Source organism: Rubritalea spongiae, assembly GCF_042652385.1.
GTDB classification, from domain to species: domain Bacteria; phylum Verrucomicrobiota; class Verrucomicrobiia; order Verrucomicrobiales; family Akkermansiaceae; genus Rubritalea; species Rubritalea spongiae.
The window spans coordinates 919801-937399 of sequence record NZ_JBHSJM010000001.1; the positions used below are offsets into that span (position 1 = coordinate 919801).

Annotated in this window: 15 protein-coding genes and 1 tRNA gene; 6 read left to right on the top strand and 10 right to left on the bottom strand. The window is 46.9% G+C overall.

Annotation, left to right across the window (positions count from 1 at the left end):
* Nucleotides 1-3: 3 nt before the first annotated feature.
* The 7 genes from ACFPK9_RS04370 to nusA form a co-directional block, all read right to left on the bottom strand.
* The gene (locus tag ACFPK9_RS04370; protein WP_377093491.1) at nt 4-636 is read right to left on the bottom strand and encodes a phosphatase PAP2 family protein; all 633 of its coding nucleotides are present in this window, start codon (nt 634-636) and stop codon (nt 4-6) included.
* Complete coding sequence (locus ACFPK9_RS04375) at nt 633-1022, bottom strand: type II toxin-antitoxin system death-on-curing family toxin (RefSeq protein ID WP_377093492.1); 390 nt, start codon at nt 1020-1022, stop codon at nt 633-635. Before ACFPK9_RS04375 ends, ACFPK9_RS04370 begins: the two co-directional genes overlap by 4 nt.
* Nucleotides 1023-1253 carry an AbrB/MazE/SpoVT family DNA-binding domain-containing protein gene (locus ACFPK9_RS04380; protein ID WP_377093493.1) on the bottom strand — a complete coding sequence of 77 codons (231 nt, stop codon included), beginning with the start codon at nt 1251-1253 and terminating at the stop codon, nt 1023-1025.
* 54 nt (nt 1254-1307) lie between these two features.
* Nucleotides 1308-1706 (bottom strand): DUF3592 domain-containing protein, encoded by a 399-nt coding sequence (locus ACFPK9_RS04385; RefSeq protein WP_465269272.1) that lies wholly within the window; start codon nt 1704-1706, stop codon nt 1308-1310.
* Nucleotides 1707-1807: 101 nt separating this feature from the next.
* Nucleotides 1808-2173, bottom strand: coding sequence for a 30S ribosome-binding factor RbfA (gene rbfA / locus ACFPK9_RS04390; RefSeq protein ID WP_377093496.1), 366 nt, complete (start codon nt 2171-2173; stop codon nt 1808-1810).
* A gap of 111 nt (nt 2174-2284) precedes the next feature.
* A complete protein-coding gene (gene infB / locus ACFPK9_RS04395) occupies nt 2285-4399 on the bottom strand; it encodes a translation initiation factor IF-2 (protein WP_377093497.1) in 2115 nt (704 codons plus the stop codon).
* A 69-nt stretch (nt 4400-4468) separates the two neighbouring features.
* Nucleotides 4469-5734, bottom strand: a complete 1266-nt coding sequence (gene nusA, locus ACFPK9_RS04400; RefSeq protein ID WP_377093498.1) for a transcription termination factor NusA — start codon at nt 5732-5734, stop codon at nt 4469-4471.
* Between the two features lie 324 nt (nt 5735-6058).
* On the opposite strand from nusA, the gene ACFPK9_RS04405 reads away from it, so the two are divergent.
* From ACFPK9_RS04405 to thiD, 6 genes are all read left to right on the top strand, one after another.
* Nucleotides 6059-6131 (top strand) — tRNA-Lys (locus ACFPK9_RS04405).
* Between the two features lie 436 nt (nt 6132-6567).
* On the top strand, nt 6568-7911 hold the full coding sequence (locus tag ACFPK9_RS04410) for a sulfatase family protein (RefSeq protein ID WP_377093499.1): 1344 nt from the start codon (nt 6568-6570) through the stop codon (nt 7909-7911).
* Nucleotides 7912-8023: 112 nt separating this feature from the next.
* The gene (locus tag ACFPK9_RS04415; protein WP_377093501.1) at nt 8024-9502 is read left to right on the top strand and encodes an arylsulfatase; all 1479 of its coding nucleotides are present in this window, start codon (nt 8024-8026) and stop codon (nt 9500-9502) included.
* Nucleotides 9503-9678: 176 nt separating this feature from the next.
* Nucleotides 9679-10650 carry an ABC transporter ATP-binding protein gene (locus ACFPK9_RS04420; protein ID WP_377093502.1) on the top strand — a complete coding sequence of 324 codons (972 nt, stop codon included), beginning with the start codon at nt 9679-9681 and terminating at the stop codon, nt 10648-10650.
* Between the two features lie 110 nt (nt 10651-10760).
* Entirely contained in the window at nt 10761-11459 is a 699-nt protein-coding gene (locus ACFPK9_RS04425) for an alpha/beta fold hydrolase (protein ID WP_377093503.1), read from the top strand.
* Nucleotides 11452-12267, top strand: coding sequence for a bifunctional hydroxymethylpyrimidine kinase/phosphomethylpyrimidine kinase (gene thiD / locus ACFPK9_RS04430; RefSeq protein WP_377093505.1), 816 nt, complete (start codon nt 11452-11454; stop codon nt 12265-12267). The genes ACFPK9_RS04425 and thiD overlap by 8 nt, the downstream gene beginning before the upstream one ends.
* 76 nt (nt 12268-12343) lie before the next feature.
* Here thiD and ACFPK9_RS04435 read toward each other — a convergent pair whose 3' ends face one another.
* From ACFPK9_RS04435 to ACFPK9_RS04445, 3 genes are all read right to left on the bottom strand, one after another.
* Nucleotides 12344-12571, bottom strand: a complete 228-nt coding sequence (locus ACFPK9_RS04435) for a hypothetical protein (protein ID WP_377093506.1) — start codon at nt 12569-12571, stop codon at nt 12344-12346.
* Between the two features lie 231 nt (nt 12572-12802).
* Nucleotides 12803-16336: a bifunctional proline dehydrogenase/L-glutamate gamma-semialdehyde dehydrogenase gene (locus tag ACFPK9_RS04440; protein WP_377093507.1), complete on the bottom strand. Its 3534-nt coding sequence runs from the start codon at nt 16334-16336 to the stop codon at nt 12803-12805.
* A 281-nt stretch (nt 16337-16617) separates the two neighbouring features.
* Nucleotides 16618-17355 (bottom strand): glutaredoxin family protein, encoded by a 738-nt coding sequence (locus ACFPK9_RS04445; RefSeq protein ID WP_377093509.1) that lies wholly within the window; start codon nt 17353-17355, stop codon nt 16618-16620.
* Between the last annotated feature and the right edge of the window lie 244 nt (nt 17356-17599).

Below are 17599 nucleotides of genomic sequence, written 5' to 3' on the forward strand. Positions count from 1 at the left end.
AGCTCACGATTTGTCACGCATTTGCTCGATTTCATCGCGATGAAACCAGCCCACAAACAACCAAGCTCCCACGGCTACCACCGTTCCACCGACCAAGTCCACAGTCACATGCTGGCGCAAAGCAATCGTCGACCAGAAAATCCCCAGCACCCAAAACCAGATCAACACACGCGCCAGCGGATGATACCTGCAACAACGACTAGCAGCTAGCCCGGCAATCACCGCCAAGGCCGCGTGAAGCGACGGAAATGCATTCCGCGGCTCATCGTAAAACAAAATAAATTCGTAAAAAAGTGGCGCTTTCTCCAAAGGGATTTCCTCCCGAGAAACCCCATTCGGGAAAAATAAATACACCATATGTGCTACTAACACCGCCCACCCGACACTCAGCACAAAGCGTAAATAAACAGTCTTCCTCACACTCAAGGCCACGACTGCCAGTAGAAGATAATACGTGTAATAAAACCACAGCCCGTGAAAATTCACAGGGATCGACTGGTCAAACCCCGTAGGCTCCAGCCAGTAGATTTCGCGAATCGCAAAGCGCTGCAGCAGCAAATAAGGCGCCATGATCCAGATCACTAAAACGATCCCAGAATACACGCGCCGCAGCAGGTCTTTGAGAGATTTGTTCATGATTTTAATAGCTCACGTAACACGATAGTCACTTGACCGCGATCCATTTTGGAAGCTGCTACCTCTAGGACAAAAGCCTCCCACTTATCCACATCTAATGTAGAAACTTCAAGTAGTTCATTCCTATTCAAGAACACCAAACAACTCGCCAAAGCGGTCCTCTTGTTCCCATCAACAAATGGATGGTTTTTGCGAAGGTAAAATAAATACGCAGCAGCTGTCTCAACGGGATCAGCAATAACCGGTTCACCCCCAAAGGTAGCTTGAGGAGCTGCAACCGCACTTTCCAATAAAGCCTTATGCCAAAGGCAAGAGCCACTCCCATTAGCTTCTATAACTTTTTCGTGAATAGCTAGAACAGCTGAAGTTGTTAAATGCTTCAACATTTAGAGAGAAAGCCTTCTAAATAACTCAGAATTGGCAGCAATTATTTCTTCTGCCGCTTTACCAGCATCTTCAGATGAAATTGTCTCTACATCTGGCACAAGGGTAATTGTACCGCCCTCATGCACTGTTACATTCAGCTTATCCCCTTCTTTAAGACCAGCCAAATCAAGCAAGGCGGCATCGAAAATAATACCCTTGGAGTTGCCTATTTTCTTAATCGTTTTGACCATGTGTAAAACAATGTATTACATAGATCAATTTGTCAATAAATCACTTTACACCAGTCATTTACCACCACGCACAGCCCCGACCATCATCCCAATACCACCCACTGAGAAAATCGCGGGAAACCAAATAGAATAACCTGCAGCCTTGGTATCATGCTCCAAAATCGCGATACTAGGCTCGTCAGGATTCACGTAGCAGACGGCACGAGTATCAAGCGGATACTCAGCAATCAACTTCTTCACCTTCTCTATCGATTTCTGCCACTTCTGGCCACGAGGCTTATACAGATCACTCACATAGTCACCCCCCTCGTACTGATACTTATAAGACACTTCCCAACGATATTCTGGAGCAATGTTTACATCAGCACGCTTGCCGAGCTCAGAACGAATAATCAGACAAGAAGTCTCCACCCACTGACGCGTGTCACTAGCATTGCGAAAACTTTTCGCCATGAGCCAACAAAAGCCAGCTCCTAGAAAAAACAAAAATAGCCCAATCCCAAAAAGGTAAACGGCTCCTGCCTTACTAGATCTCCCCATAGAAAAATCTTAATTTACTTTTCATCTTCCTCTTCAGGAGGAGCTGTCGGAAGCTGTGCCACCTCATCGAGTAAATTCACCATATCAACACCGCGTTCCGCAGACGTGTCTTCACGGAACATCAGCACTGGAGTACAGCGTAAGTTCGTGCGCTTGTTGATGAATCTTTGGATAGCTCCCTTCTGCTGCGTCAGCTTCTCAAGGACACTATCCGTATTACCACCGAGCACACTTACGAAGACTTTCCCTTCGCGCAGGTCATCGGTGATTTGAACATCACTGATAGTTACCAGTGCATTCTTGAATTCGAATTCTTTCTGTACAAAGCTGCTAATTTCGCGCTTTAAGAGTTCGTTTATTTTATCGAGTCGTTGAGACATTTCTTTATTTTAAAGTGATCATTAAAAAATTGGAGATCGGCCGATCCTCAATTCTGAATTCTCGATGCTAAAAAAGCCCCGGGCCGAAACCCGAGGCTGATTAAAATTAGCTTAGAGTGTTTGGGCGACTTTTTCCAAGTTGTAACATTGAATAAGGTCTCCCTCCTCGTAATCGTTGAAGTCACCAAGTTTGATACCACATTCGATACCTTGCTTGACTTCTTTAACTTCGTCTTGGAAGCGACGCAGTGTCGACATCTTACCATCGAAGACTGGTGTTCCTCCGCGAAGCACACGAGCGTGCGCCACACGAGTGACCTTACCGTCCTTGATGATACAGCCAGCTGCCTTGCCTTTGTTCACCTTGAATACCTGCTTCACTTCTGCATGACCGATGATGGTCTCACGTGTTTCAGGTTCAAGAAGACCGAGCATTGCATCACGTACAGTGTCGATTAATTCATAGACGATGGAGTAGAGTTTGATCTCCACACCTTCGCGCTTGGCTGCTTGGACAGCTTTACCTTCCACCTTGGTGTTGAACCCAATCACGACTGCATTTGCAGAACTCGCGAGGAGGATGTCAGATTCAGTGATGGAACCAGCTGCTGAGTGAATGAAGCGAGCTTCCACTTTGTCGGATTCAATCTCACCGATTGCACCAGTGATCGCTCCGACAGAACCTTGCACATCAGTTTTAAGGATGAGCTGGAGGCGAGCCTTCTGTGGGCCACCTTTTGAAATGGCCATAAAGTCGTCGAGGCGGCTCTTCTGAGCACCACCGAGACGTTCACTACGCTTTTCACCCTGACGCTCAGCGGAGAGTTTCTTCGCCGCACGCTCAGATTCCATTTCAACGACTTGATCACCTACGTTTGGTAGTTCAGCAAAACCAAGTACTTCTACAGGCATTGCTGGCCCAGCTTCTTTGAGTGGCTTGCCATTGTCATCGAGCATCGATTTGATCTTACCACTGAATGGGCCACAAATGAACGGCATTCCCACCTTGAGTGTTCCACTCTCGACAATCACAGTCGCTGTTGGGCCTTTACCCGCTTGGACTCGAGCTTCGATCACAGATGCGCGACCATTCGCTTTTGGATTCGCGGTGAGTTCCAGAACCTCAGCTTGAAGAGCAAGAAGTTCGAGAAGATCTTCCATACCGTCACCAGTTTTTGCGGAAACGTCTACACATTCGATGTCGCCGCCGAAGTCAACTGGCGTGAGGCCGTGCTCCATTAGCTGGGTACGTACGCGTGTTGGATCAGCTCCAGCAACGTCACATTTGTTAACTGCAACAATGATGGTTTTCTCCGCCGCTTTTGCGTGATCGATAGCCTCTTTTGTCTGAGGCATGATGCCATCATCCGCAGCAACCACGAGCACAACAATGTCAGTGATATCAGCACCGCGAGCACGCATTTTTGAGAAAATGGCGTGACCCGGAGTATCAAGCAAAGTGATCGGACGACCTTGGTCATCATTCACACGGTATGCTCCAATATGCTGAGTAATCCCACCAGCTTCACCCGCTGCTACACGTGAATTACGCACGTAGTCGAGCAATGAAGTCTTACCATGATCGACATGTCCCATGAATGTGATGATCGGTGCTCGTAATTCGAGCTGATCCTCTGGGATGTCTTCTTCTGGTTCTGGTTCTTCGAAAACTTCTTCTACTTTGTGAACTCCGCCACCCTTCTCACGCTTTTCGCGCTCGAATTTGAAACCGTGTTGATCACAGAGCTTTTCGGCTACTTCTGGTTCGATTGCCTGGTGTGGCGCAACAAATACCTGAAGTTTGATGAGATCAGCCATCAATTGGAATGGCTTGAGATCCATCGCATCAGCGAGTTCACTCACCACGATTGGAGGTTTGAGATGAATAATTTTTTCACCGTCCACAGAAGCAGCTTCTACAGTCGGGACATCAGCTTCCTCTACAGGAGCCTCAGTCTTAACTAATTCAACATCTTCTTTGGGCTCATTGAGCTTAGAAATGCTTGGAAGCTTTGCGTTTCCCTTACCCTTCGTAACCACAGAGGTCTTCTTCTTGCCACCTTCGTCAAAGATGTCGAGAGCCTCAGCCTTTTTATCGTCGAGAGTTTTTACTTTAGAAGCTTCATCACGCTGACGTTCGCGGCGGGATGGCTTCTTCGGCTTACTATCGTCGAGTAGGTCGAGAACTTTCTTCTTTTCGTTTTTATTATCTTTCTGATCAGCCATTAGCTGTTCTTTCGGTGTTTAGTTTAATTGGCAGTCGCTCGCCTTTATGCTGCGCTGCTCTGGGCTGGATTAGGCACTTGCTTGTGCTGCTTCTGCTTTTTTGAGAATTTCTTGAGCCTTTTCATCGGTCACTTCAAGCGCCTGTGCAATGTATTCTGCAGGCATTTGAGTCACAAGCTCCAGAGTCGCTCCGCCAGCGCGGAACAGTTTATCTGCGGTCTCGTCATCGATACCTAGTTGGTCAGCAATGCTGTGAGAAGCATCGGAGATACGTGCTTCAAATTGCTCTTGTTGGCTCTCGTCCTTGCGCACCTGCACATCCCATCCCAACAGACGGGAAGTGAGTCGTGCATTTTGGCCACGACGACCAATCGCTTTAGATAGCTCTTCTTCATCGACGGTAACGTTTACCACTTTTTTCTCTTCATCCAGAGAAACTGAACGAAGTGTCGCAGGCTTAAGCGCCTCGTGCACGAACTCTTCAGGGTCATCACTCCAGCGAATGATGTCTACCTTCTCATTATTGAGTTCACGTACGATGTTTTTTACACGTGCTCCACGGAGGCCTACACAGGCTCCCACAGGATCCACGTTTTCGTCAGCACTAGAAACAGCAACCTTAGTACGATAACCCGCTTCACGAGCAATACCACGGAGTTCAACAGTGCGATCGGAAATCTCGCTCACTTCAGCTTCGAAGAGGCGACGGACAAAATTCGGATGGCTACGGGAGAGAATAATCTCAGGTCCGCGTTGCTCATTTTCAACAGCTACTACATAAGCTCGAATACGATCACCTATGTTGTATTCCTCAGTAGAAACACGCTCACGGGAAGACATCTTACCTTCGAACTTACCAAGATCAATCCACACATCGCTCTTCTCAAAACGACGCACAGTTCCGCTGACGATGTCGCCTGCTCGATCCTTGAACTCGTCATAGATCATTTCTTTCTCGGCCTGACGAAGACGCTGCATCATTGTTTGCTTTGCAGTCTGCACCGCAATCCGACCGAAATTCTTAGGAGTCACGTTGAGCTCAACTTGGCCACCAGCTTCTACGTCAGACTTAATCTTACGTGCTGTAGAAACAACAACTTCGTTCCACTGATCCATCTGCTCACCATCTTCGACCACTTGGAGAGTCGCAAAAATCGTCGCGTCACCCTTTTTCGTATCAATAGCTGCACGAAGCTCCTCAATGTTGTCGGAACCAGGCACCATCTTGCGGTAGGCTGAGAGAAATGCGTACTGAAGCGCAGCAAGAACCTTATCACGGTCGATGCCTTTTTCCTTCTCATAATAGTCAATGAGAGCGACGATATCGTTTGTCATGGTTAGTAAATTGTATCTGATTTAGCGGCCGATCACAGAAGATATCCTGATACAAAAAAGAGTGGGCTAGACACCCACCCCTTCCTTCCGGCCAGAGTTGTATGCGCTCTACTTAGCAGAGCCGATCTTACATGCAAGACTAATCTCAGCTCTCACTAGCGCCCATTTTTCACGTGAATCTCTCTGCTTTATTCAATTAGGAAATTCAGATTTACAGTCATTTTCAAAAAAATCAAAAAAGCTAAAAAACATTCTTGTCATCCTTCGCTCTAGCCACTACCTCTCTGCCCGCACCGCAAGGAGCACCACAATTAACCAACAAACGCGCAGATAGCTCAGTTGGTAGAGCAGTTGGCTTTTAACCAATTGGTCCTGGGTTCGAATCCCAGTCTGCGTACTTTTATAGTAAAAATCGCCTCAAGCGCCAAACCAGCCTTGAGGCTTTTTTGTGCCCTAAAATTTAGACTTTGATCAAAACGCAATTCGACTGCAACCATAGTGAATGAAACGAACCATGCGTTTCAATCAACCAGCAAGCTCACCCCGCAGAGGCAATAGCCACCCCCAGTCCGCGAACCTCCTAAAGTAGTTGATACTCAATCACCTAGATAATTTAGAAGATTTTTTCTATTCTTACAACAAAGACGAGGAGAAACAGCTTACTCACGACAACTTTATCTCTATTCCATATTCTATCAGCGTATAAGTTGCCGAACTACCCGCAAAAAAATGGGGGATTCTGTAAGTTCAACATAATGTTAGCGTATATGCTGAACTCTTGGCATACCAATCAACCAGCCGTAGAATCATCGCAATTAATTCCTACTCTAGCTATGAAAAAAACGATCGCTATACTCTTTATGTTGGTCTCAGCAGTATTGGCTGAAACTAGGCCGAACATTGTATTTATTTTCACCGATGACTGGGGCTGGGGAGACCTGAGCTGCCATGGCCACCCCTATATTAAAACGCCCAATATTGACCGCTTGGCTAAGGAGGGCACAGACTTTCATCGGTTCACAGTGGCAAGTGGTGTTTGTTCACCAAGTCGTGCCGCCGTCATGACCGGCCAATTTCCATCTAGAAATAATATTCCTGCACATTTCGCCACTCCAAAAAGTAATCAAGAACGTGGAATGCCTGATTGGCTGAGCCTAGATGCTCCATACTTGGCTGAAATCCTGCAGCAGGCAGGCTACCGTACTGCCCATTACGGTAAATGGCACCTTTCCAATGAAATGATAACAGATTCTCCTAGTCCTGGAGAATACGGTTATGATGACTACGGCGCCTTCAACTGCTCTGGCGAACAAATGCCCTGGTATCAAGACTCAGCAAGAGCCTGTAAGTTCATCAAAGAAAGTGCTAAAATGAAAAAGCCCTTCTTCATTAATGTATGGATGCATGAACCCCACACTCCTTTTCACACTATCCCTAAATATGAATGGAGATTCCGTGATCTAGAAAGAAACCACCAGATTTACGCTTCAGTTCTATCACACGCAGATGACCGTGTGGGAGAAATTCTCGACACTCTCGATCATCTTCAACTTACTGAAAATACACTCGTGATTTTTAGTTCGGACAATGGTCCCGCTGGTGGCGGAAGAGACAAAGGAACAGCTCAACTGAAATATGATCCAGCTACAGGAGCTGGCTGGGGCACAGCTGCATCAGTCGGAACCACAGGTGGCAGAGACGGCCGTAAGCGCAGCCTTAAAGAAGGCGGCATTGGCGTTCCGTTTCTGGCTCGATGGCCAAAACAAATCCCAGCTGGCAACATAGACTCCGAGTCACTCATCACCGCAGTCGACTTACTTCCGACATTCTGTGCACTAGCTGAAGCACCCTTACCCGAAGGTTTCAAACCTGACGGTGTGAATATTATAAAAGTTCTTAAGGGTGAAAAAATGCCATCTCGCGAAAAGCCCATTTTCTGGGAGGGTATTGGTATGAAGAAAGAAAACTGGGCAACTGTCCAAGGTCAGTGGAAGCTTCTAGCAACAAAAGACTTAAGCGAAATCCAGCTTTACGATATTGCTAAAGACTTCAAAGAAGAAAATGACCTATCAAAAGACCAACCAGAAGTTGCAGCCAAACTACTTCAAAGCATCAAAGACTGGAAAAAAACACTTCCAAAAGAACCAACAGGTGACGTTTTTTCAGAACTTCGCTAAACCTTCATAATCGAATCTGATTCTCAAGAGTAGCATCACCAGCTTACACTCTTTCCACGAGTTTCCTGAGCAACACTTGAACCATCCACATCACCACACTATACCCAATCACATGAAAATACTTAGCATCCTCCTCTCTCTAACCATTGGCCTACAGGCCGCTTCACTCGAAAAATCAAGACCCAACATAGTATTTGTCCTTACTGACGACCAAGGCATGGGCGACCTATCCTGCATGGGCAACCCTATCTTAAAAACACCCAACATCGACGCCTTTTATGAAAAGTCGTCCCGTTTCACATACTTCCAAGTCAATCCCACTTGTACCCCCACCCGCGCCGCCATCATGAGTGGTCGTGAACCTTTTGCCGTTGGCGTCTCACACACTATCCTGTCACGCGAACGCCTTGCCCTTGACGTCGTCACCATGCCACAAGCACTCCAAACAGCGGGCTACAAAAATGGCATTTTCGGTAAATGGCACCTCGGCGATGAAGGTGAAGAATACATCCCTAACAACCGAGGCTTTGACGAAGTCTTCATACACGGCGCAGGAGGCCTCGGCCAAGAGCAGTTCGGTGACCTTATGGGTAACGCAAATGCCAAATACTTCGACAATCTTATCCTCCACAACGACACCGTAGTAAAAACCAAAGGCTTCTGCACCGACGTCTTTTTCCAAGCCGCTCTCGGCTGGATGAAAGAGCAAATCGAGGCCAAGCAGCCTTACTTTTCATACATAGCTCTCAACGCCCCTCACGGACCATTCTATGCCCCGGAAGAAAATATCAAACGCTTTAAAGACATGGGCATGGACGGTAAAGCGGCTGCTCGTTACGGCATGATCGAAAATATCGACACAAACTTCGGACTCTTAATGCAAAAGCTCGAAGAGTGGAACCAGCTTGAAAACACCCTCGTCATATTCATGACAGACAATGGCATGTCCATGGGCAGTTACAAAATCAATGGCGAACGTCGCACACCTTTCAACGCTAATATGAAAGGCACCAAGAACTCCCTCTGGGAAGGTGGTACCCGCGTTCCTTCCTTCTGGTATTTGAAAGGAAAAACAAAGGAAGGCTCCGACATCCCTGCACTCGCTGCTGACCTAGACATCTATAAAACATTCTGCGCACTCACTGGTGCAGCAATCCCTGAAAGTAAACTCCCACCGGGTGGCCGTTCGCTCCTACCTCTTCTCGAAAACCCTGATGATGGGTCCAAGGCTTGGCCTAACCGTACGCTCTTCTTCAACAAAGGACGCTGGGGCAGTAAAGGTCTCACCAAAGAACAAGCGAAATATGCTTGTGCAGTTCGTACCCAAAAATGGCGCCTAGTTCACAACAAGTTCCTCTACGACATCACCAATGATCTAATGCAAGAAAACGACCTCGCAGCTCAGAACCCAGAAGTCGTCAAAGAACTGCAGAAAAAATACGAAGCTTGGTGGAAAGCCGTCCAAGCCCCCCTCGCAATCAATGAGGGCCTAGAGACACCTAAAAAAGGAAACTACTACCTCCAAAGACTCCAAGTGAAGCAACTCAAAGAAAACGGCGAACCTCCACTCTGGGAACCAAAAGCATTCTAAGTTTTCTTCTCAACAGACCGAAAAGTTCTTCTTTCCATGAGTGAAAACTCAATAAAAGAACTCATCTATCACAATGGTCGTCCAGTCATGGATGGCCATTTTTGTATACATCCTGAGGGTATTTCATACACTTTCGACTTGCTAGAGAGCAGGTGCTACGCGCTACTACTAGCAGCATGCTAAAAGTTTCGAACCTCTCCACTCGGTTTCACACACGCAATGGTATAGTCCACGCGGTAGAGGACGTTTCCTTCTCTGTGGAAAAAGGCGAAACGCTGGGAATCGTGGGCGAATCTGGATCAGGAAAATCAGTCTCTTGCTATTCATTGCTTGGCCTCATCCCTCAGCCTCCAGGAAAAATTCATTCAGGCACCGCGATCTTCAACAACGAGATCGACCTACTTCAAGCTTCGCAAAAACAACTGAGAGCCATCCGCGGCAAGCGCATTTCAATGATCTTCCAAGATCCCATGACATCGCTCAATCCGTTCTTAAGCATTCGCACTCAGCTCACCGAGCCGTTGGAAATCCACGAGGGCATCAAAGGCAAAGCCGCTCTCACTAAAGCGATCGACGCCCTAGCAGAAGTTGGAATTCCTGAACCTGAAAAACGGATTAACGCCTACCCGCACGAGTTTTCAGGAGGGATGCGCCAACGCGTCATGATCGCTATGGCTCTGATCACACGCCCTGATCTCTTAATCTGTGACGAGCCGACCACAGCCCTCGACGTCACCGTCCAAAAGCAAGTCCTCGACCTCATCAAAGACCGCCAAGAGAAGTTAGGCACCGCAGTCATTCTCGTAACTCACGACCTAGGCGTCGTTTCTCAAGTTTGTGATAACGTCAATGTCATGTACTCTGGTCGCCTTGTAGAAAGCTCTAGCACACGCGAACTTTTTAAAAATCCAATGCACGCATACACTCGTGCATTGCTCAAATCAATCCCCGCCACACACACCAAAGGTGAACGTCTCTATACGATCCCAGGACTTCCGCCACTCCTAACAGCTCCACCAAATGGCTGTACTTTCCATGAGCGTAACACACTCGGAAACCCTAAACTCTGTGTTACCGATCACCCTCCGAAACTGATCGAACGTGCTCCAGATCATTGGGTGCAAAACTGCCCCGGCTGCCTCGCCTAAATCGGCAAGGCGCAGTAGAATGCCCTATCAAACTGAAGTACTTGCCAGCACCTTATATTTTCTGGCAAAGTGTAATCTAGTCGATTTCTTCTACGTACCACTTAGCGAACATGCAGCTTACCTACACATTTTTTCCAGGCCTGCACGGCACCTCAGCTCTATTTACCCCTCTCGTAGAAGCTTTAGGTGATGTTCCCATTGAGCTTATCAATTACCCAACTGACATTTCACAATCCTACGACTCCCTGCTCGATTGGACCTCAAAGAATATTGATTGGACTATCCCGAGATCACTTGTTGCTGAAAGCTTCTCTGGTCCGCTCGCTCTTCGAATCGCCGAACTACAATCACACTCCGTCCGTGCACTCACTCTAGCAGCAAGCTTTTGCGCCTCGCCCACAAATCCAAGTCTCGCGCTACTCCCACTCCGCCCGCTCATGCTCCTTCGTCCTACTAAAGGAGCATTGCGCCATTTTCTCATTGGTGAAGAAGCTAGCGAGCAAGAGGTAGAAGAACTCAGGAATACTGTCCGCTCCATTCCTGCGAAAATTCTTAGCCAACGCATCCGCGCCATTTTAAGTCTGGAAGAAAATCAATGCCCAAAACTTGAAAATCTACCGATCCAAATTCTTCAGGCCCAAAATGACACAATGATTCACTGGGAAGCGCAAAATCAGTTGCGTATGCAATACGAACATGCCACCACACATTGGCTAGATGCTCCTCACCTCATACTGCAAACTCACCCCAGAGAATGTGCTATATTGATTAAAGAATTTTCGACACAACAGATCGCTCATTATGCATAAACCACCCGTTGTCCTCTCTATCGCTGGATCCGATTGCTCTTCAGGAGCTGGAATCCAGGCCGACCTCAAAGCATTTTCCTATTTCGGAACCCACGGTCTCACCGCAGTCACTTGCGTGGTAGCAGAAACTCCTAATGAAGTAATCTCAATCCACCCCATCCCGCCGGCAGTCCTCCAAGATCAAATACGTATATTGCTAGAAACCTACCAGATCAAGGCAATCAAAACAGGCATGCTCTACTCCAAACAGCACATCGTTGCCATCACTGAGTTACTCCAACAGCAACCCATCCCGGTGATTGTCGACCCCGTCATGGTTGCCTCATCTGGAGCACACCTTTTAAAAGACGATGCCGTAGAATCCTACGTCAGCCGCCTGCTCCCCATTTCCCAACTCGTCACGCCAAACCTAGCAGAAGCATCTGTTCTGCTCGGACAAGATATTGAGCAAGTTGATCAAATGGACGCAGCCGCCCAAGAAATTGGCACGATTTACAACACATCCTGTCTTATCAAAGGAGGCCATTTACCCGTCGGAAATGAGCGACTCGATGTGCTCTGGCACGAGGGTGAAATTCACCACTTTAGCGCACCTACCATAGAAATTGACAGCACTCACGGCACTGGTTGCACCCTTTCTGCAGCTATCACTGCAAACATCGGCCGCGGCCTTTCTATTCCAGAAGCGATCCAAACATCCAAGTACTGGGTGCACTCCGCTATTTCAGAATCTTTCAAATTCAGTTCACCCGATGGAGAACAAGTTCAAGCACTCAATCAACTCAGCCCAGGTTCGCTAAAACTCTAGAATTCTAAACAAAGAAAAACCCGCAAAACTCGAGGCGAGGTAATGCGGGTTTCGAAATAAAAAAACTATCTAAGTACTACGCTGCAATCGAGTAGTGCTTAGAAATATCATTGAATATATTATCTCTGCGTTTGCGCGCTTCTTCCACATCGCGAGTTTTCAGAGAAAAACGAAGACGCTCAGCAGTGGCGTCGGATTTGTGAACAGTGAGGTGACACCACCAAACTCCACGATTATTCCATAAATGGTGATTGAGGTTCCCGTCGTTTACACGAAGGGCCAACTTAGTATTCTTCAGTAACATTGATTTGGTTTCTACAGGTTAATTTATGCCTCTAACATGTCTACCCTGTGGACATCTGCCCTCCTTCTAGAGAAGCGACATGAGATAACAAGCCTTTTTTCAAAACATTGCAGAACTGAAAAAGCTGCTCATAAGGCACTTTCATCCAATAAAAAGCACCCATAGAACAGCCTGGTGAACCAAGTTCGTCTAAATACCTAGTCTAGCAACCAAACAGTTTACTAAAGTGGATTAAAAACTATGTGGTTTGGGAATCGTGTTTCCGTATCGATGCGTGCATTCTGAAATCGATTGCTCACGAAAATAGTGGAGTAACTCTAGGCGTCCATTACTAAGCACCTCCCAATCAATCAACTGAAGACACACCTCATTCGTTGCTCTACGTATGCTCTCACTTGGGTTTAATGCCCTCATACAAGAATACTTGCCAGCACTCATCAACAAGCGCTTTGCCAATGACAATTCAGACTCCACTTTTACAGGAAGATCAGCTATCTCTAACTCTTTTTCAGAAGACACCTCCACTTCCACCCCAGCTGTTTTTGCTGCAAGTAGAGCAACAGCTAAATCCGAGATTTCCATTCCATCTGCTCGCAACAATAGCTTATTCAATGGCACATAGCGGAAATGGTTTGTCTCTCCATGTAATTGGGAAGGGTCATGCTCGATTCCAAATTCTTTGGCCATCCAATACGCCTGACTTCCAGCTGCAGCTTCCAGCCTAGCTCCCTGCCCAAATTCCCGTTTAAAATGCTCTAACAATGCAGCGACTTCATCACTAGGTTTAGCTTGATACTTCGGAGCATCGACTTGCTTCCAACTGGCAAAAATCGAAACATAATTCGGCCCACCGGCTTTAGCTCCAGGACCAAAACAGGACTTCTTCCAGCCACCAAAAGGTTGACGGCGCACGATGGCACCAGTGATAGGCCGATTAATATAGGCATTGCCCACTTCCACCTGTTCGCGCCACACGGCAACTTCTCGATCATCGAGCGTATGAATGCCACCAGTCAACCCAAAGTCCGAATCGTTCTGAATCCGCATCGCTTCCTCCACATTCTCCGCGCGCATCACCCCCAGCACTGGGCCGAAACATTCTGCCTTGTGATACCAACTCCCCTTCTTTACCCCGAGCTTCACCCCAGGCGACCAAAGCCTAGGATTGCCTTCTAGCATTTTAGGTTCTATCAGCCATTCTTCGCCTTCATCCAACGTAGTTAGTGCTCGCTCTAGATTACTCTCAGGCTCTACCATCAATGGAGTCATCACTGAAGAAAGGTCCCAAGATTGTCCCACCGCGAGACTTTCCACAGCATCTTTCAACTGTCTCATAAATGCGGCATTATCATAAACATCAGCTTCCAAAATGGCTAACGAAGATGCCGAACATTTTTGCCCAGCATGCCCAAAAGATCCTTTCACGAGATCCTTAATGGCCTGATCAGGATCTGCAGCATTTGTAATGATCAATGAATTCTTCCCTGAGGTTTCAGCAAACAGACGCATATCAGGTTTCCAACTCTGAAACATGATTCCAGTCTCAAACGCCCCTGTCAATACCACCGCCCCCACTCGTTTACTCGCCACCAAACTGCGCCCTACTTCATTATCAGGACAAGGAACAAACTGCAGAGTATCACGCGGCACCCCGGCATCCCATAGCTGCTGCGTCATCACCCATGCAGTATACACCGACTCCGGCGCCGGTTTCATGATAACCGTATTGCCTGCCATCAAAGCCGCTAAAACCCCTCCACAAGGGATCGCAAAAGGAAAATTCCAAGGAGGTGTAATCACCACAACTCCTAGCGGGGTATACTCCACACCATCTAACATCCCCTCCCAACTAAGGCTCTCGGCATAGTAATTCGCAAAATCAATTGCTTCACTCACTTCAGCATCAGCCTCTACCACCGCTTTTCCAGCCTCTCTCACCATCACCGCGATCGATTCACCACGCTTCCTCTCAATCTCGACAGCCACATCCTTTAAAACTCGAGCACGCTCTTCAATCGTTCTAGCTGCCCAGCCCGACTGCGCAGCTTCAGCCACATCCAGAGCTTTTTCTACGAGCTCAAGATTCGCTAATGAATATTGATACAATGGCATATTTTTAGACGGATCAACACCTTGACCAAGATCTTCAGTCAAAATCAAATCTCCTCCCACCTGCAGCGGAATTTGCTCTATCTCTTGAGACTTTTCTTGCTCGATTTTTTGGATAATCCAAAACGCATTTTTCCGTAAGCTCCAGTCAGTATCCGGTGCATTTTCAAACGGTTTCGAGTAGTCCACTTCCAACTTTTCACTCGCTCGATCCTGCACACGATTCGGTGAATCCTTTATCGCATCGACAATCTCACAAGCATCAAAAAACATCTTCTTCTGCTTATCCCACTTCGGACAGCCGGGTTTCATACCGAAAATATCATGTAGGAAATTCTCTTCATGCGTATTCTCATCTAATCGCCTAACAAGATAGGAAATGGCAGTGTGGAAATCTTCCTTTTTCACCACTGGCGCATATCTTAAAAGCCCACCAGCAACCTCTTGCACAGCTCGCGCCTGATGGTTTGCCATACCTTCTAACATCTCTAACTCGACGAATTCCTCCACACCTTCGCGGGCACGGGCAAGTAAAGCATATGAGATCTCAAACAGGTTATGAGAAGCGACCCCTAGATGAACATGTTTTGCATGGGCTGGGAGACAACCATAATGCACCATCCGTTTGAAGTTCGCATCTACTTCCAACTTTGTCGTATACGGAGCCTGTGGCCAATCGTGAAGACTCGCTTCCACAGTCTCCATCGCCAAGTTTGCTCCCTTCACAATACGGATTTTAATGGGAACTCCGCCTTTAGCTGCGCGCTCTTGAGCCCACTCCGTCAGCTCAATTTGATGCTTAAAAGAATCAGGCAGATACGCTTGTAATACAATACCTGCCCTGTGCTCGAGAAATTCATCTTCATCTAACACTTCCATGAACGCGTCACAGGTAAGTCGTAAATCCCTATACTCCTCCATGTCGAGATTCACAAACTTCGGGTGCCTCTCTCCCGCTTTAGTCACGTAACTATTCTCCTTGGCACATCGATAAAGTCTCCTAATCCTTTCCTTGATCAGTTCTAACGACTGCTCATAAGCCACTAAGTTGATTTGTGAAAAAATCGAAGAAACCTTCACTGACACGTATTCGCAGTCAGGACTCTCCAAACGGTCAATCACCTGCTGCATTCTATGTTCCGCCTCACCTTCTCCCAAAATGGCTTCCCCCAGCTGATTGATATTCATCCGCGTACCCTGCCGTTTGCGTTTCGCTAAATGAGGTTTCAGCTGAGAATCCTCGCTTGGCAAGATTACCTGATCACTCTCGGAGCGCATTTTCTGAGTCACAGCAGGCATCACAATCTCAGGTGCAATAGCTGAAGCCATCGCCCCCACTTCCATAGCCACTCGTTCATGCACTGGCAGGTAATGTGGCACACCGTATTCTTTCACCAGATAACGAAATTGATCTGCCGAACGTGTATTATTGACCGGTCGAAATACTTGATCCGCCATTGCCAAGGTCAAGGCCTTGCCCGCGGGATCCTCCATCATCCGAGACATCTTCCACGCCTGATATCTTTCGCTAAGTTTTTGTTGATCGTTAGCTTTCTTGAGAATCCGCTCTGCCAGCGTCACCGCCTGCTGAGCTAACTCCCCATTACTTGCTCCCTTTAATTTCGATGCATCAATAAATGATTCAAACTTAGCCATACCACCACACTAGTACAGCTTTGTAAAAATGCCCAACATAGTCTTCAAACTTTTCTAGATCCTGTAGACAGATTGATTTGCTGTACTATGAGAACTCATTTCAATTATACAAAGGCGGTGAAGGAGTAGTTGATAGACATCAATAACTCCTTTGCCAACGAGGCTAAAATTGAAATGCGCCTCTAATCTTTTTATCAACCTATTTAGGCCGCTAATCTCACATCAAATACAATCCTGTCGTGCGATGAAGCAATTTTGTCCATACAGACTAACATAATCTATCAAAGGTGCTTTATCACCATCCAAATAGCCATTGCCATCATCATTAGGTTTTCAGTTAAGGAAATAAAACCTAGCGGCACGCTGCTCCCTCCACCGACACACGCACAACTCAAGCTCCGCTTTTCAACATACACTGCCTTGAAGACAGAAATAGCCCCAATCGTACTCACTAACAACGTGATGGGAGCCACCACCCACACAGCAATGCCCATAATCATACACACCCCTGCCCCAGCTTCTACAAATGGGTAAACGTACGAATAAGGAACATAACGTTGAGCAAACAGATCATACTGTACAAACCCAGTCGCGAAGGACAACAAATCCTGCAACTTCAGCATGCCTAACACACACATGCTAAAAGCAATAAACAGCTCAACAAAACGCACAACAAAAAATCCATTTTCCACCGACAATAACGTCGCTATAGCCATCAAACTTGTCACCGCGAACACCGCCATCACTGGCTGATAAGTCTCACCTTCCTTTGGATCGGGTCCCAAACCTAGATGGTTCCTCAGGTCATCATACCCGCCCAAATGCTCGCCATTCACAAACACCTGCGGTGTTTCATCATATTCATGCTCCTTTTTATAAGCCTCGTTCTCAGCTTCAGATGACAAGTGATGGTCCTCGACCTCAAAACCATGGCGCTTTAACAAATCTAATCCCTTTATCCCCCACGGGCAAAGGTGATCAGGAGTAACCATCCGATAGATTGTAGCTTTCTTATCCATAACATTTAATCTCTCCTCATCAGCACAATGCATTCCTTACAATGCGTATAAAAAGACATCTACCTACACTATTAACAAACAAAGCACCCACAAACAAGAGAAGCCGAATCAAGAACCACTCGATCAAAAAAACTTTCTCAAATCACCTTACATAGAAAGAATAAATCATAGAATATGGAGCTGATCAACCTGCTGAAAGTCTTAACAAAGATGTTAATCGTAGCAAAGCTCACACCACTCAAAT

Excerpts from the sequence above, each read along its gene's own strand:
- ACFPK9_RS04410 (WP_377093499.1), top strand. The coding sequence starts at position 6,568 with ATGAAAAAAACGATCGCTATACTCTTTATGTTGGTCTCAGCAGTATTG.
- ACFPK9_RS04370 (WP_377093491.1), bottom strand. The coding sequence starts at position 636 with ATGAACAAATCTCTCAAAGACCTGCTGCGGCGCGTGTATTCTGGGATC.
- ACFPK9_RS04425 (WP_377093503.1), top strand. The coding sequence starts at position 10,761 with ATGCAGCTTACCTACACATTTTTTCCAGGCCTGCACGGCACCTCAGCT.
- ACFPK9_RS04375 (WP_377093492.1), bottom strand. The coding sequence starts at position 1,022 with ATGTTGAAGCATTTAACAACTTCAGCTGTTCTAGCTATTCACGAAAAA.
- ACFPK9_RS04385 (WP_465269272.1), bottom strand. The coding sequence starts at position 1,706 with ATGGCGAAAAGTTTTCGCAATGCTAGTGACACGCGTCAGTGGGTGGAG.
- rbfA (WP_377093496.1), bottom strand. The coding sequence starts at position 2,173 with ATGTCTCAACGACTCGATAAAATAAACGAACTCTTAAAGCGCGAAATT.
- ACFPK9_RS04435 (WP_377093506.1), bottom strand. The coding sequence starts at position 12,571 with ATGTTACTGAAGAATACTAAGTTGGCCCTTCGTGTAAACGACGGGAAC.
- infB (WP_377093497.1), bottom strand. The coding sequence starts at position 4,399 with ATGGCTGATCAGAAAGATAATAAAAACGAAAAGAAGAAAGTTCTCGAC.
- ACFPK9_RS04380 (WP_377093493.1), bottom strand. The coding sequence starts at position 1,253 with ATGGTCAAAACGATTAAGAAAATAGGCAACTCCAAGGGTATTATTTTC.
- nusA (WP_377093498.1), bottom strand. The coding sequence starts at position 5,734 with ATGACAAACGATATCGTCGCTCTCATTGACTATTATGAGAAGGAAAAA.
- ACFPK9_RS04445 (WP_377093509.1), bottom strand. The coding sequence starts at position 17,355 with ATGGATAAGAAAGCTACAATCTATCGGATGGTTACTCCTGATCACCTT.
- thiD (WP_377093505.1), top strand. The coding sequence starts at position 11,452 with ATGCATAAACCACCCGTTGTCCTCTCTATCGCTGGATCCGATTGCTCT.
- ACFPK9_RS04440 (WP_377093507.1), bottom strand. The coding sequence starts at position 16,336 with ATGGCTAAGTTTGAATCATTTATTGATGCATCGAAATTAAAGGGAGCA.
- ACFPK9_RS04420 (WP_377093502.1), top strand. The coding sequence starts at position 9,679 with ATGCTAAAAGTTTCGAACCTCTCCACTCGGTTTCACACACGCAATGGT.
- ACFPK9_RS04415 (WP_377093501.1), top strand. The coding sequence starts at position 8,024 with ATGAAAATACTTAGCATCCTCCTCTCTCTAACCATTGGCCTACAGGCC.